The organism is Streptomyces morookaense (assembly GCF_013030945.1).
GTDB classification, from domain to species: Bacteria; Actinomycetota; Actinomycetes; order Streptomycetales; family Streptomycetaceae; genus Streptomyces; species Streptomyces morookaensis.
Genome location: NZ_JABBXF010000029.1, coordinates 74,537 through 88,730, shown reverse-complemented (window position 1 = coordinate 88,730; position 14,194 = coordinate 74,537). Strand labels below are relative to the sequence as shown.

The 14,194-nt window shown below is 71.5% G+C and carries 13 protein-coding genes and 1 pseudogene; 5 read left to right on the top strand and 9 right to left on the bottom strand.

The features are described from left to right. Positions 1 to 57 precede the first annotated feature (57 nt). The 5 genes and pseudogenes from HG542_RS34985 to HG542_RS14115 form a co-directional block, all read right to left on the bottom strand. Positions 58 to 1,473 (bottom strand): annotated as a pseudogene (locus HG542_RS34985) (alkaline phosphatase family protein); the annotation flags it as partial. A 152-nt stretch (positions 1,474 to 1,625) separates the two neighbouring features. Next, a complete protein-coding gene (locus HG542_RS14130; RefSeq protein WP_171081254.1) occupies positions 1,626 to 2,516 on the bottom strand; it encodes an inositol monophosphatase family protein in 891 nt (296 codons plus the stop codon). Then, a complete protein-coding gene (locus tag HG542_RS14125; protein WP_171081252.1) occupies positions 2,497 to 3,177 on the bottom strand; it encodes a hypothetical protein in 681 nt (226 codons plus the stop codon). The genes HG542_RS14130 and HG542_RS14125 overlap by 20 nt, the downstream gene beginning before the upstream one ends. Before the next feature lie 20 nt (positions 3,178 to 3,197). After that, complete coding sequence (locus HG542_RS14120) at positions 3,198 to 4,160, bottom strand: hypothetical protein (protein ID WP_171081250.1); 963 nt, start codon at positions 4,158 to 4,160, stop codon at positions 3,198 to 3,200. Between the two features lie 81 nt (positions 4,161 to 4,241). Beyond that, positions 4,242 to 4,790: a hypothetical protein gene (locus tag HG542_RS14115; protein WP_171081248.1), complete on the bottom strand. Its 549-nt coding sequence runs from the start codon at positions 4,788 to 4,790 to the stop codon at positions 4,242 to 4,244. 126 nt (positions 4,791 to 4,916) lie between these two features. On the opposite strand from HG542_RS14115, the gene HG542_RS14110 reads away from it, so the two are divergent. Beyond that, complete coding sequence (locus HG542_RS14110) at positions 4,917 to 5,678, top strand: DUF5995 family protein (RefSeq protein WP_171081246.1); 762 nt, start codon at positions 4,917 to 4,919, stop codon at positions 5,676 to 5,678. A 7-nt stretch (positions 5,679 to 5,685) separates the two neighbouring features. On the opposite strand, the gene rox is transcribed toward HG542_RS14110, so the two are convergent. Continuing rightward, positions 5,686 to 7,143 (bottom strand): rifampin monooxygenase, encoded by a 1,458-nt coding sequence (gene rox / locus HG542_RS14105; RefSeq protein ID WP_171081346.1) that lies wholly within the window; start codon positions 7,141 to 7,143, stop codon positions 5,686 to 5,688. A gap of 262 nt (positions 7,144 to 7,405) precedes the next feature. Between rox and HG542_RS35780 the strand changes: the two genes are divergently transcribed. From HG542_RS35780 to HG542_RS14085, 4 genes are all read left to right on the top strand, one after another. Continuing rightward, positions 7,406 to 7,897, top strand: a complete 492-nt coding sequence (locus HG542_RS35780; protein WP_171081245.1) for a hypothetical protein — start codon at positions 7,406 to 7,408, stop codon at positions 7,895 to 7,897. Positions 7,898 to 7,972: 75 nt separating this feature from the next. Next, positions 7,973 to 8,608, top strand: a complete 636-nt coding sequence (locus tag HG542_RS14095) for a GNAT family N-acetyltransferase (RefSeq protein WP_171081243.1) — start codon at positions 7,973 to 7,975, stop codon at positions 8,606 to 8,608. Positions 8,609 to 8,697: 89 nt separating this feature from the next. Further along, complete coding sequence (locus HG542_RS14090; RefSeq protein WP_229922716.1) at positions 8,698 to 9,072, top strand: helix-turn-helix domain-containing protein; 375 nt, start codon at positions 8,698 to 8,700, stop codon at positions 9,070 to 9,072. 577 nt (positions 9,073 to 9,649) lie between these two features. Further along, positions 9,650 to 10,162 (top strand): RICIN domain-containing protein, encoded by a 513-nt coding sequence (locus tag HG542_RS14085; protein WP_171081241.1) that lies wholly within the window; start codon positions 9,650 to 9,652, stop codon positions 10,160 to 10,162. A 42-nt stretch (positions 10,163 to 10,204) separates the two neighbouring features. Here HG542_RS14085 and HG542_RS14080 read toward each other — a convergent pair whose 3' ends face one another. Genes HG542_RS14080 through HG542_RS14070 form a run of 3 tightly spaced genes read right to left on the bottom strand, consistent with a single transcriptional unit; the run spans position 10,205 to position 14,163 of the window. Continuing rightward, positions 10,205 to 11,353 carry an MFS transporter gene (locus tag HG542_RS14080; RefSeq protein WP_171081239.1) on the bottom strand — a complete coding sequence of 383 codons (1,149 nt, stop codon included), beginning with the start codon at positions 11,351 to 11,353 and terminating at the stop codon, positions 10,205 to 10,207. A 41-nt stretch (positions 11,354 to 11,394) separates the two neighbouring features. Next, positions 11,395 to 12,462, bottom strand: a complete 1,068-nt coding sequence (locus HG542_RS14075) for an FAD-dependent oxidoreductase (protein WP_171081237.1) — start codon at positions 12,460 to 12,462, stop codon at positions 11,395 to 11,397. Positions 12,463 to 12,516: 54 nt separating this feature from the next. Continuing rightward, positions 12,517 to 14,163, bottom strand: a complete 1,647-nt coding sequence (locus tag HG542_RS14070) for a methionine--tRNA ligase (RefSeq protein WP_171081235.1) — start codon at positions 14,161 to 14,163, stop codon at positions 12,517 to 12,519. Positions 14,164 to 14,194 lie beyond the last annotated feature (31 nt).

The following is a 14,194-nucleotide window of genomic DNA, read 5'->3' as shown; positions in this document are numbered from 1 at the left end:
GGCGCCGATCAGGCTCTTCGTCCTGCTGCGCGGTGCCGGGGCGTGCGGGGAGTTCGTGCGTGCGCCGGGGTCGTCCTGGTGCGGCGGGGTCTGGTCCTCGCCCGGGACGGTCACCGGCGGCAGCGTGGCGACATTGTGCTCCGCCTCCCACAGCTGGTCCCTGGTCGGCGGCAGCGGCGGGAAGGACCGGGAGCCGGGCAGGCCGAGCGCGGAGGTCAGGTCGCCGAAGGTCCGGCGTCTCCAGTCGCTGATGTTCGGCTCGCGCACCCCGGTGAGGCGCTCCAGGAAGCGCAGGACGGAGGTGTGGTCGAAGGGCTCGCTCGCCACGAAACCGCCCTGGGTCCACGGCGAGACGATGATGCACGGCACCCGGATGCCGCCCCCGATCGGCTGTCCGCCGACGAACTCGTCCGGCGTGCCCTGCGGCGGCAGCGGCGGCACCACGTGGTCGAACAGCCCGTCGTTCTCGTCGTAGTTGATGATGAACACGGTCTTGCGCCACACGTCCGGATTCGCGGCGACGGCGTCCAGCAGCCCGGCGAGAAAGTCGGCACCCACCGCGGGGAGGTAGTCCGGGTGCTCGCACAGCGGGGACGGGGGGATGATCCAGGACACGGTGGGCAGCCGCCCGGCCCGCGCGTCGCGTTCGAACGCACCGGCCGGGCCGATGGTCAGGCCGTGCTCGTAGAGCGGATCCCCGGGCCGGGCGTCCTGGAACGCCTGGAAGAACTCCAGGGGGTTGCAGCCGTAGTCGTCCTCCTCCTGGTAGACGTGCCAGGACACGCCGGCCTTGGTCAGCCGCTCCGGGTAGGTCGTCCAACGGAAGGGTGACGGGATCGAGTTGCTGATGACGGGCCCGCCGTACCGTCCGCCCGGATCGATGGTGCCCGTCCAGTGGTAGAGCCGGTTCGGCCAGGTCGGGCCCAGGACCGAACAGTGGTAGGCGTCGCAGAGGGTGAAGGACTCGGCCAGCGCGAAGTGGAAAGGGATGTCCTCGCGCCGGTAATAGCCCATGGTGTACGGGCCGTTCCGCTCGCCGTCGGCCTTGCGGTGCGCGGGGACCCAGTTGTCCATGGCGCCGCCGTTGATCGCGCTGTGCTGCACGGTCCACGCGTGGCTCGTCGACGGGATGGCCTGCGAGCTGGTGTTCCGGGTGTCGAGATGGAACGGCAGGAGATAGCCCTCGGGGTTGGCCGGGTCCGGCTGGTAGAAGACCGGACGCCCGTCGGGCAGGGTCACGGCGTGCGGGTCGTCGAACCCCCGGACCCCGCGCATCGTGCCGAAGTAGTGGTCGAACGACCGGTTCTCCTGCATCAGGATCACGACGTGCTCGATGTCGTCCAGCTTCTCCAGCCGTCTCGGTGCATCCGCCATCGCGCGTCTGAGGTTGGGCGGGAGCACGGAGAGCGCGGCCGCGAGACCGCCACCGCCCAGAGTCGATGCGAGCAGCCGCCGACGGGAGAGTTCAGTCATGGTTCCACCTCGGTGCCGGGTTCGGGAACGCGCGCCAGCACACACCACGCAGCTCTCAGGCACAAGAGGGCACACGCGTCCCATGTCCCGGCAGCGGCCGGATCACTTATGGCAACTCGGCAACCGCTCCCCGCGGTTCGGCAGTGCGTTCGTCAGGAGTTCATGTGACAGCGGTTGACCAGGTCGAGCAGCCGCGGCATCTCCTCCGGCCGCCCTGCGACGAAACTGCGGTCGGTGTCCGGGCCGGTGACCCCGGCACGGAACGGCCCCCCGTCCAGGGCACGGATCTCCGCCCCCGCCTCCGTCGCCAGCAGCGCCCCGGCCGGCAGGTCGATGGCCTCCGCGCGGTAGCCGACGAACCCGTCGATGTCGCCGCGGGCCAGCATGGACCAGGTCAGCAAGGGGGCCCACAACTGCAGCAGCCGCCGGGAGCCGCGTTCGAGGCCCGTCCTGAGGCTCCGTGCCCGGGGGTCGTCGCGGGCCACCCCGTACCCCTGGGTCCAGCCCAGCAGCGGACCGGCCGGCGAGGACGCGCGGGAGGCGGCCCGCAGCGGCCCGTGCGGGCCCCGGGCACCGCAGCCGCGCAGCGCGGACCAGGTCCTGCCGGTGACCGGGTCGTGCACCACGCCGACGACGGGCTCGTCGCCCGCGCACAGGGCGATGCCGACGACGCAGGCGGCCAGCCCGATGGCCACGTTGTTGGTGCCGTCCAGCGGATCCACCAGCCACGTACGGCCGTTGGCGGCGGCGCCCGCCGGCTCACCGGCCAGCTCACCGGCTTCCTCGGCGAGGATCCGGTCGTGCGGGAAGCATGCCCGGATGCGCTGCACGATGGCGGTCTCGGCCAGGGTGTCCAGATCGGTGACGACATCCCCGAGGGACCCCTTGGACCTGACCGCGTACTGCTGGGGGGCCTCGCCCCTCAGATGCGAGCGCAGCAGCGCGCCGGCCTCGCGCGCGGCACTCACCGCCAGCCGGTGCTCGCCGGCGAAGCGGGAGGCGGGGAGCGGCAGGTCCTGCGCGTCATCGGCGGTGAGGAGCATGGATCCTCCTGAGGACGGAGCCCGCGATACGGGCGGACTGCTCGGCGTCGCACTGCTGTCGTACCACCCGGTGCCCGGTGCCATGCAGCGGTCCGAGGGAGAGGTCACGGCCGCCCGGCCGGGAGCAGCCCAGCAGGAAGGTCGCGGCGCCCGGGCCGGACACGAGAGTGGTGTGGAACTGCCCGGCGGGGAGGGTGTAGATGTCTCCGGCGCCGCTGGTCTGTGCCGGGCCCGCCTCGTGGGTCACCAGGCAGGACGTCGGCCGGAGTTCGTCGACTCCCGCGGGATCGCTGACGATCTCGAAGACGCGATGCATCGGGCTCTGCTGATGCTCCGTCACCTCTACTGACACATTGATCACTTGGCCGTACAGCACACAACTGGTCAGGTCCCAGCTGTGGGCATGCACCGGCGATGTGGTGAGCGGGGGCGCTGGTTCGTGGGCCTCGGCGCCGAAGGCGTGGATGCAGACGCCGCAGTCGCCGCCGCGCTCCACGGGAAAGCAGAGGAAGCCCAGGGGATGCCGGACGGCGCGCACCTCCCGTCGCCCGGCGGCGATGTCGCCGAGCGCGGCACAGGCGGCCCGGACCAGCGGCTCCGTACCGCACCGGCCGGCCGCCGCCTCCTCGAAGAGCCGGTGGTCCACTGATCGGTCGTCCACGGCGCCTCCCGCTGCGCAGGTCACCTCCGGTACGGGTTCTCCGCATGCAGCGCCTTGTCGATGATCTCGCCCACGTCCCGGTCGGAGAAGGCGGTGGGCAGGGGCAGCCCGATGCTCTCGAAGAGCCGGTGGGCCTCGTCGACGGTGGGTTCCTCGCTCAGCGGTTCGGCGTTGCGCAGATCGACGGTGGCCGCCTGCTCCCGGCTCTGATGGAGCTCGGTGACGTAGTAGTCGTAGAGCGGCCGGTCGCGTTCCACCAGCAGATTGGCCCGTCTCGGATCGTCCTGGGTGATGATGAGGCACGAGTCGGACAGGTCGAACCGCAGTGTGGGAACGCCCGACGACAGGTAGACGCCCGCCTCCAGGGTGTCCAGCCGCTGCCGGTACCAGCAGACGGCGAGCACCGTGGCGAAGGACTCCTTGCGGGCCCGGTCGACGCTCCACGGGTCGGGCGGCAGGAACTCCAGCCGGTGGGCGAAGGTCTGCCGGAACCGCGCGTATGCCGCGCAGGCCCGCTCGTCCGCCGGATTCACGATGTCGATCTTCATGGACAGCGGGCGGCGATGGATCCGCGCCTGCTGCACGCAGACCGGCAGGGTCACCGCCCGCAGATACGTCCCCGTCCCGCCCTTGAACACCCAGCCCTGGGTGGTCTGCCGGGCCCGGTCCAGCGCCCGTTCGAGATCGTCGCCCGACAGCGACTTCACCATCACCAGATCCTCGATCGCCCGCTGGGCCCCGAGCGTCGCCTCGCGGATGTCGGCCATCCGGTGCCGCCGCTCGGCGAGGTTCCCGTAGACCAGCGCGCCGAGCACCAGCAGGGTCGCGCCGGAACCGACGCCCGGCCCGAGATGGTGATCGAAGATCTCCATCAGCCCGATGACCAGGGCCGCACCCATGGCGACGACCGCGTCGAGGTTCTTGATGGTCCAGGCGACGGCGTTCTCGACCCGTCGGCCGGCCCTCCCAGTTCCGTCTGTCAACGTCAACAACCCTCCCCCCGAGAGGACTTCATCGTAGGAGGGGGCGGAGGGAAGGGGGTAGGGAGCGGGGTGCCCGGCGGCTCAGGTGCGTACCTTGCGCGCGGTGACGTAGGTGAACGGCGAGGAGACCCCGGCGCTGTGATGGCCGGCGGCCGCGAGCGCCATCTCCAGCCGCTCGCGGGGCTTGAGATCCAGGCCCGCGGTGGCGTGCAGGGCACCGAGCGCGAACTCGCCCCCGCACCCCACGGCCGCGTATCCGTCGGCGGGTTCGCCTATCTGGTAGTCGTCGTAGACGGCGAACAGCCGGCCGTGGACACCGACGAGGAACGTCCCGGCCTTCTCCTGCTCGGAGTCCTTGCGCGCCCAGCCGCCGTCCTTGAGGCAGGCGCGCAGTTTGTCGACGAAGACGGTGGTCATGAACCGGTCCAGGTCACCCTTTGGCCTGGGCGCCTTGAACGCGTGATGCAGCAGCTGCCCCATGCGGAAGCTGGTGGTGAACCCCATGGCGTAGGGGCCGTTGCGGAAGATCTTCGGATCCCGGCGGACGGTGAGACTGAGACCGGCGACACCGGCCGAGTCGCCGCCCAGATGCACCCGCCCGTCGTGCACGAGCCCCACGATCACCGTCATGATCTCCCCCTCCGGCCCGATGCTGCCGTGTCCCTCTCTCGATACTGCGCGCGGGGAGGCGGGCGGAAACGGGGGTACCTACCGGTGTGGGCGGCGACGGCGCTTGGTGCGCTCGGCGGAAGCCATGTGCTCGCGGGCCGAGGCCGCCCCGCCGCGGATTGCGCCGGGGAACTGGAGCACGCGTTCGGCACGTTGCGCGACCGGTTCGGATGCGACCACCGGGCGCCGTTCGCGGCGGTGTACGTCTGGGTGCAGTCCACCCTGCGCCGGACGGTGCAGGAACGGCCCGGGTTCTTCGCGGATCCGGCCTGGGTGGCCCGCGACTTGAACGCCCGCTTCGCCGGCCTCTACTTGCGGGCCCTGCGCGCAGACCAGGACGGGCGCCCGGTGCCGGAGGCGTGGCGCATCGCGTTCGCCGCGGCACGCAACGGGCAGACCGACGCCGGGCAGGACGTCCTGCTGGCCGTCAACGCCCACATCCAGCGCGACGAACCGTACGCGCTGGCCGGGTCGGGCCTCACCCGGCCCGACGGCACGAGCCGCAAGCCCGACCACGACAGGCTCCAGTCGGTCCTGGACCGCGCGTACGGGCCCGCGGTCCAGGACGTCGCCCGCCGCTACGACCCGCTGGTCGCCACGGCGGACGACCGCTGGAACCCGGTCGCCGGCCTCAGCGCACACGAATTGTTCGTGATGTGGCGCCAGAACGCCTGGTACTACGCACGGGGCTTGGCGGGGGCCCGCAGCGCGGCGGAGTACCGGGAGGTCCCACGGACGATCGAGGCGAACGCCGCTGCCTGGGGCGGGCTTCTGGCTGCTGTGCAGGTGCCCGGCTACCGCGTGGTGCGTGGCGGCTACTGCCGCGGTGGGTGGGGGACGGCGGCGTGAGCTGTGCTCAGCGCAGTGCTCCGGCTGCGGGCTCGTCGTGGCTGGGCGTGCCGAACCACCGGGACAGCTGTCCCACCAGGTCCTCCTGATCCTCACCGGCCCACGCCACATGGCCGTCCGGCCGCAGCAGCACTGCCGGTGCGTCCAGTTCCTCGGCGGCGTCGGCGACGTGGTCGACGCGGTCCGCCCAGCCCGCCACCGAGAGCCGGCCCGTCCGGTCGAGCAGCAGCCCGCGGCCGCCGTGCATCAGTTCGTAGAGACGACGCCCCTGCTCCAGCTTCATGTCCGTCATCCGCCGGCCGAGCAGCTCGTGGCCCTCGCCGAAGTCGTAACGGACCCCAAGTGCCGTGATCTTCTCGGTCAGGTACCGGTTCACCTCCTCGAAGTCCATCAGTTCCGACACCAGTCGGCGCACCGCCCGGGCACCGGGCTCGGTGGACATCAGCTCCATCTGCGCGCGGGTGTTGTCCAGCACGTCGGCGGCCACCGGGTGCCGTTCGGCGTGGTAGGTGTCCAACAGACCTTCCGGGGCCCAGCCGTTGACCTCGGCTGCCAGTTTCCAGCCGAGGTTGAACGCGTCCTGGACGCCCATGTTGAGCCCCTGCCCGCCGGTCGGCGGGTGGATGTGCGCGGCGTCGCCGGCCAGCAACACCCTGCCGACCCGGTAGCGCTCGGCCAGCCGGGTCGCGTCGCCGAACCGGGACAGCCAGCGCGGCGAGTGCACGCCGAAGTCGGTGCCGGCGACCGCCCGCAGCTGCTGCCTGAACTCATCGAGGGTCGGCGGGACCGTGCGGTCCTCGGCCAGCCCTGCGGCGGGCACGACGACGCGGTAGATCCCTTCCCCGAACGGCCCGAGGCCGAACCGCTTCTGCGTCTCGCGGACCTTGGCCACCACCTCGGCCACCGTCTCCGGCGGGACGCCCACCTCCATCTCGCCCAGCAGCGTCTCGTTCCGGCTGTGCTCGCCGGGGAAACCGACGCCGAGCAGCTTGCGCACCGTGCTGCGGCCGCCGTCGCAGCCGACGAGGTAGCGCGAGCGCAGCCGCGTCCCGTCCTCCAGCTCGGCGGTCACCCCGTGCTCGTCCTGGCTCAGCCCGGCCAGTGCACAGCCGCGCCGGATCTCGGTACCGAGCTCGGTGGCATGCTCGGTCAGCAGCCGTTCGGTGACGGGCTGCGGTATGCCCAGCACGTAGGAGTGGGTGGTGTCCAGCCCCTGGGGTGCGGGCTTGGGGATGCCGGCGAAGAAGCCGCCGAGCGGGTACTGCTTTCCGTTGGCCAGGAACCGTTCCAGCAGCCCGCGCTGGTCCATCACTTCGATGCTGCGCACATGCAGGCCGAGCGCACGGACGTACGCGGCCGGCTCCGCTTCCTTCTCCAGCACGACCACCCGCACGCCGTGCAGCCGCAACTCGCTCGCCAGCATCAGGCCGGTCGGTCCGCTGCCGACCACGATCACGTCGATCACAAAATCCCCCATGAGCAGGTTGAACGCGGGCCAGCGCTCTGCGCGTTTCTGGCCTCGGCCGGAGATTCTGCGCCATGACGGGGGCCTTGCCGCAAGGCCCCCAGTGCGCTATAAGTTAAGAGTGGCGAGGAGTGGTTCCACTCCTCGCTTTTGTCGTTCCTGTGGAACGCCGGACGGCCGGACCGGGGGCCGGCCGTGGTTCTATGTTGCGTCAGGACACCAGCAGGGCCGCCTTCCGACGGAGTTCGTCCGATCCGGCGAGGTGCTTGAACCGGTTGAGCCGGGTGCACATGTCGTCGGCCGCTGTGTGGACCTTGATGGAGCGGATGCCGTCCGCGCAGTCGACGAAGTCGTTCCAGGTGGCGAGGGCACCGTCGAGGTCGCCTTGGCGAAGGCGGACGCCGCCGAGGTCGGCGAGGACGATCGCGCGGCTTCGGCGGCGGTCGAGGCCGTGGATGTCGAGGGCGAGGCGGAGGTGTTCTTCGGGCTGTATCGAGATCGCCGAGGCGGGCGAAGATCATGCCGGATTCATGGGCCCATCGGCCGGGGGAGCAGTGGGCTGCCCAGGACTCGCCGGCCGTTGCTCCTGGCGGCCGATGGCGGTCTCGGAGAGGGCGAGATGGTGGGTGGCCGTCTTGCGGTCGCCGTCCTGGGCCGCGGCGTTGGCGAGGGTGGCTTCGTAGTAGGCGACGGCCCGGGGGTTGACTCCTGCCTTCAGGAGCTGCAGCCCGGCAAAACAGATGCCGCAGGCTGACGGCAACGTAATGTGTGATCCCGACTGCTGTCTATTACCTGGCCGTTGGTGCGGCCGCAGCTTCGGGAGGGCTTGATGGTTGCGGACATAGTCAGGACCTGGGTGGCGGGCTGGGCCGTGTCCCGGCGGACGCCTCCGCCTGTCGAGAAGCCGTGGGGGTTCTATATCGAAGTGGCCGGCAACGCCGACGAAGTGGGGCGTCATGTCCTGCCCGAGGCCGAGGAGTCGTTGGTCCGCAGCGCCGCGGCCTCGGTGTCCGTGCCGCGGACCTGGATGAAGATGCCTGCGGAGCCGGAGGAGATCGAGTCCTGGCTGTCCCCGGGGTGGGTGGTGGCCTGGGAGGAGACCGGCCATCTGATGGCCGTTGACCTGATGGCCACGGACCCGGTCGCGCCTGAGGGGTACACCGTGACCGTGGAGACCACTGGAGCCGTCACCTACGCTCGGGTGCTGGACGCGGTGGGCGAGCAGGCGGCCCAGGGGCAGATGGCATCCCTCGGGGAAGCCGTGGTCGTGGACCGGGTGATGACCGAGGAGGCTCATCGGCGGCGCGGGCTGGGCAACTTCGTGATGCGTACGCTTGCCGACCACGCCCTGGAGACGGGCGCGGTCCTCGGCGTTCTCGGCGCGACCGACGCCGGGCGCACGCTGTACGAGACGCTGGGCTGGAAGAAGCACACCACGCTGGCGGAGTGCATCTACCGGCCCTGAAACAGGACAGGAGTATCGGCCGTCCCCGCGGCGGGCGGGGCAGGCTGTGGCGTGCCAGTGATCCACTTCAGCCGATCGGTTCGCCCGCCATGCCCGTCCGCACTGCCTGTCCGATAGCCCTGAGCGCCGCCGAACGCTCCAACGCGCGTATCGCCCGGGAGACGGGGCTGCACCTGGACACCGTGCGCCGCTGGCGTGGCCGGTTTGCCCAGGCGAGCCTGCCCGGACTCAAAGACCGTCAACGCTGCGGCCGTCCCGCCTCGTTCACACCGCTGCAGGCCACCGAGGTCAAGGCGCTGGCCTGCCGACTGCCCGCCGAGACCGGAATGCTGCTCTCACGCTGGTCGTGCCCGGAACTGGCCCGCGAGGCCATCACCCGCCAGATCGTCACCGCAGTGTCGCCCTCCACCGTGCGACGCCGGCTGGCCGAGGACGCGCTCAAGCCCTGGCCGCCCAGGTCATGAGCCAGGAACCGTACGTCAGCGCCAAGCGCGTCTTCCGGATTGTCGACAACGGCTCCTCCCACCGCGGGACCGCTACAACGCCACGGCACAGCCGTTCCAGTGGAAGTTCACCACCTCCGACCTGGACGGTCTGCTGGCCGGACTCGACCGGCACACCACCGGTCACCAGGAAGAATCCTCCGTCGCGCCGGCAGCGTGATCAACCCCCGAAGGATTTCCGGAGCCGAGGGTTCCGATGTGTTCGGAGGTGCCGGCCGTCTCGGGACAGCATCTTGCAACTCGCCGCCCTGGCAGGCCCGTCGGGCCACTGTGCAGTTCGGAGGCATCCTGCACGGCGCCGGAGACGATCCGCAGTCGGCTTTGTCGAGTTCCCGGTCCAAGCGACCCTGTAGGTCGCCAAGTGCGGTGTATGTCAAGGAACCTCACAGATGGTCAAGTTGTGGCATGATCATGTTTGGAAGCGGGCCGCCGTGGCGTCGCCGTACAACGTTCGCCGTTTTGCTTGCTGCGCCTTCGAGGGATCAGACGACCTCGGGCGGAGCCTTTGTCGATTCTTCTCAAGTCAAGGTAAGGGTTCATGACTCTCAGGCGCGTGGGCGCAGTTGTTTCCGGTCTCATGCTTGCAGTTGCGGGAGTGGTGTCCGCTCCGACTGCTTCAGCTGCCACCGGTGTTGAAATTCGCAACAAGCACTCCGGCTGGTGCCTCGGCATTCAGGGAGGAAGCAAGGACTGGGGAGCGATGGCCATTCAGTGGGACTGCAATGGCAACGATGACCAGAAGTGGCGGTACGAGGCTCTGGGCAATGGTTACTACAGGCTCCATAACGTCGGGTCCAACCTGTGCCTGGGAATCCGAGGCGGCAGCTGGGACCGGGGCGCCGATGTGATCCAGTGGGAGTGCAACGGCAACGGCGATCAGATGTGGTACATGCCCGATGGCGGCGCGTACTACCCGATGATGAGCGCCAACAACAGGGCCAACGGTGGCGCCATTGATCTGTGCATGAGCATTGGTGGTGGCCGGACCGACTGGGGGGCCAAGGCGATCGTCTGGGACTGCAACGGGGCAGACGACCAGACGTGGTCCTAAACGGTCTGAGCGGGGCTCCGTATGGGCATTCCTGCGAACCGCTCACACGGAGCCCCGCTCCTTCCCGTACCCCACGGCCGCGACCCCCACCGCAAGTGCGCCCAGCAGCACGGCCGGTAGAGCCAGCCAGGGTGGTGCGCCGAACTGCAGGACCGCGCCGCCCAGTGCGCCGCTCAGCGCCATGCCCAGGTAGAGCACGGAACTGTGCAGCGCCACGGCCAGGGGGCCGCCCGGGTCGGCGAGGAACAGCAGGCGGTGTTGTTGCGGCACTACGTACATCCAGGCCGTGAGGCCCCAGCAGAACATCGCCGCCGCCGCGGTCGGCAGGCTCCGGCACCACCAGGGCAGCAGGGCCAGGTCCGCTGTCATTCCGCCGACCGCGAGCAGCAGCGTGATCCGGCTGCCGAAGCGGTCCGTGGCCCAGCCCGCAGCCGCGTTGCCGACGAGTGCGCCGAAACCGAAGACGAGCAGGAGTGCGGCGAGCACGCCGGCCCTGGCCCCGGTGGCCGGGGCGAGGGCGGTGCCGATGTAGGTGTAGACCACCTGTTCCGAGGTGACGGTGAACAGCGAGACCGCGAGCACGGCGAGGACCGCGGGGTTCCTGAGACCCGCGAAGCGCTCGGCGAGCGTGTGCCGGGTGCCCGGCGGCAGGGCCGGCAGGCGTGCGGCCACGCCGGCGAGTGCCGTCAGGCCGAGCAGCGCCACGGCACCGAGTGTGGCCCGCCAGCCGAGCACCCCCGCCGCCAGGGTGCCCAGCGGTACGCCGAGTGCCGTGGCGGTGGTGATCCCGCCGATCACCGCGGCCAGGGCCTTCGCCCGGTGGCGGGGCGGCACCAGGTCCGCGGCCGCCGCCGAGGCCGCGGGCGTGAACCCGGCCGCACCGGCGGCCGCCACGATCCGGCCGAGCACGACCAGCCCGTAGCCGGGGGCGACGGCGGTCAGCGCGTTCCCGGCGGTGAACACCGCCAGCGCGAGGGCCAGGGCGCTCCGGCGGGAGAGCGAGGCGGTGAGCGAGGCGACGACCGGAGCGGCCAGGGCGTAGACCGCGGCGAACACGGTGACCAGCTGGCCGGCCGCGCCGACCGTGACCCCGAGGTCCCGGGCCAGGTCCGGGAGGATCCCGGCGATCACATAGGCGTCCGTGCCGACGGTGAACGCGGCGGCGGTGAGGATCCACAGGACAGATGGCACAGGTCTTCTCCGGGGTGGGTCTTCTCCGGGGCGGGCCGGCGTCAGCGGAGGGCGAAGCGCCGCGGGGCCGTACGCCGGCCCTCGACGACGTCGCAGACGAACTCGCCCCAGGCGGGGCCGTGTTTGAAGCCGTGCCCGGAGTCGCCGCCGACGATCCAGACGTCGCCGCGGCCCGGATGGCGGTCGAGGAGGAAGTGCTCGTCGGCGGTGAGCGCGTACGAGCACACCTCGCGGCGGGCGACGGGGGAGCCGGCGAGATCCGGCAGACGGGCGCGGAGGTAGGTGCGGAGCGCTTCGGGGATCTCGGCGGGTACGGGGTCGGCCGGCGCGCCGGGGTGCGTCTCCACGTCGGGCACGACCTTGACGCCGTGGATGCCCACGGCGGGGATGCCGTAGCAGCCGTGGGCCCGGTCCAGCCAGGCCGGCCGGCCGGTGCCCGCCGCCCAGGGGCCCTTCGGCGGCAGGTACCAGCTGTCCTGGCGCACCGGGCGGACGGTCGTCAGCCCGGGGAAGAGCGCGGGCAGGGCGGTGCCGACGGCCCAGACGGTGAGGTCGGCGCGGCAGGGCTCGCCGTCCACGAGGGCGGTGCCGCCGTCGGGCCGGGCCGTGGCCCGGAGCAGCTCGGCGCCGTGTTCGGCGGCGGACTCCGCGAGTGCGGTCACCGCCTGCCGGGCCAGGAGCACCCCGGCCTCCGGCTCGAACAGGGCGGTGCCGCCCGAGGGTTCGAAGCCGGGGAAGCGGCGGCCGATGGCGCCCGCCGCCAGGACGTCGGCCGGGATGCCCAGACGGTCGAAGTGCGCGGCGGCGGCCCGCTCCCACGTGTCGTCGTCCGGCGGGCCGAGGGTGAGCACCCCCGTCGGGAGCAGGAGCCGGCGGCCGGACTCCCGCTCCAGGGCCCGCCATGCGGTCGTCGCCCGGCGGACCAGCTCCGTGTACCAGGCGTCCGCACCGTGCGCGCAGCGCAGGATGCGGGTCTCCGCGCTCGAAGGGCCCTGCGTCCCGGGCGCGTTGGGGTCGACGACCCGTACCGACCAGGAGCGCAGGGCGAGTGCACGGGCGACGGAGAGGCCGAAGACGCCGGCTCCGACGACCAGGGCGGTTCTGTTCACTTGACGGTCACCATCACTTGAGGGTCACCACGGCCTCGTCCCGAAGGTGTCCCGTCACGGCTTCATGACCTGCTCTTCGAGGTCGGCCGGCAGCGCCTCGAAGAAGCGGGCCCCGGTCGCGACGCGCTGCCCGGCGGCCGGCGGCCGCACGCCGTCCCAGCGCGGGGTGCCGGTCTCGCCGAGCGCGGCCCACAGCTGTTCGGCGAACTCCGGCATGACGGGGTGGGCGAGCTGGGCGAGCAGCCGGGCGGCGGCGGCCTCCGCGGCGAGTGCGCCGGCGGCCCGTCCCGCGTCGCGCGTGCGGCTCTGGGCGGCGGCGAAGTCCTGTGCGCAGGTGACGAGTTCGCACAGCAGCCGGGTGGCGCGGCGGGGCGAGAAGGCGGCGGGGGAGTAGGCCGCCAGGCACTCCTCGGCGATGCCCTCCAGCAGGCGGAGGAACCGCTCCTGCGAGGGCAGCGGGGTGGTACCGGCCGGTATCGCGCCGTCGGTCCGGGTGGCGAGCCGGGAGAACAGACCGGTGAGCCAGGACTGCCAGCGCCCGGCGAGCTCGTCGTCGGCCAGCTCGTGGAAGCGGCTCCAGGTGAAGGACGTGCGCTCGTTCTCGGGCCGGTCGTGGGCCAGGACGAACCGCGCGGTGCTCGCGGGGACCGCTGCCAGCAGGTCGTTGGCCCAGATGGCGTGGCGCCTGCTGGTGGAGAACTTGGACGCGCCCAGCTGGTAGAACTCGTTGGTCACCAGCGCCTTGGGCAGCTGGAAGTCGGGGTCGTAGGCCATGAGCAGGGCGGGCTGCAGCAGGGCGTGGAAGTAGCCGTTGTCGAAGCCGAAATACTGGACGATCTCGGTCTCCGGGTGGTTCCAGACCGTGCGCCACTCCTCGGGATCCCGGCCCGCCGCGCGCAGGGCCTCGGCCAGCTCCGCGAAGTAGCCGGGCATCATCTCGGCCCAGACGTAGATGCGGTGGTCCTCGAAGCCGGGGACGGGCATCGGCAGGCCCCAGTCGGTGGGGTGGCCGACCGGGATGTCGGGCAGCCCCCGGTCGATCATGTCGGCGCACAGCGCCTCCAGCTGGGGACTCATCGCGGTGGCCGCATGGAAGGCGCGCAGCCGCTCGGCGTACTCGCTGAGCGGGAACACCAGCCGCTCGACGGCACGTTCCACGGGCCTGCCGCCGCACGCGTTGCACACCGGGGCGACCAGGTCGGTGACCCGGTTGGGCAGGGCGCAGTTCTCGCACGAGTTGCCGTCGCTGCCGGCGCCGCAGTGCGGGCACTTGCCGGTGAGGTGCGCCTCGAAGAGGTAGCGGTCGCAGTCGGCGCAGAACAGGGCCTGTTCGGTACGGACGCGCAGCGCCCCCTGTGCGTGGAGGCGGGCGAAGAACTCGCTGACGAGCTCGGTGTGCAGCTCCGAGCGCCAGGGCCGGACGTAGACGTCGGGGGCGAAGCCGGCCGAGTCGAAGATGCGGGCGATCTCGTCGGCGAAGCCCTCCGCCATCTCCAGCGGGTCGCTGCCGTCGCGCCGGGCCTTGGTGGGCACATAGCTCTGGTGGAGGTCGGAGCCGGTGAGGAACAGGCCCTCCCCGCCGAGCAGCCGGTGGGCCCGGATCCTGATGTCCGCGCCCGAGTAGGGGCCCGACAGATGGCCGAGGTGGAGGTCGCCGTTGGGGGTGGGAGGGGCTGCGGTGACCAGGGTGAAGGAGGGCATGGTGGGCTCCGGTCGGAAGCGAGGTGCCGGG

Coding starts and splice junctions, on each gene's coding strand:
- HG542_RS14130 (WP_171081254.1), bottom strand. CDS start 2,516: ATGCTCCTCACCGCCGATGACGCGCAGGACCTGCCGCTCCCCGCCTCC.
- HG542_RS14115 (WP_171081248.1), bottom strand. CDS start 4,790: ATGACGGTGATCGTGGGGCTCGTGCACGACGGGCGGGTGCATCTGGGC.
- HG542_RS14095 (WP_171081243.1), top strand. CDS start 7,973: ATGGTTGCGGACATAGTCAGGACCTGGGTGGCGGGCTGGGCCGTGTCC.
- HG542_RS14090 (WP_229922716.1), top strand. CDS start 8,698: ATGCCCGTCCGCACTGCCTGTCCGATAGCCCTGAGCGCCGCCGAACGC.
- HG542_RS14085 (WP_171081241.1), top strand. CDS start 9,650: ATGACTCTCAGGCGCGTGGGCGCAGTTGTTTCCGGTCTCATGCTTGCA.
- HG542_RS14070 (WP_171081235.1), bottom strand. CDS start 14,163: ATGCCCTCCTTCACCCTGGTCACCGCAGCCCCTCCCACCCCCAACGGC.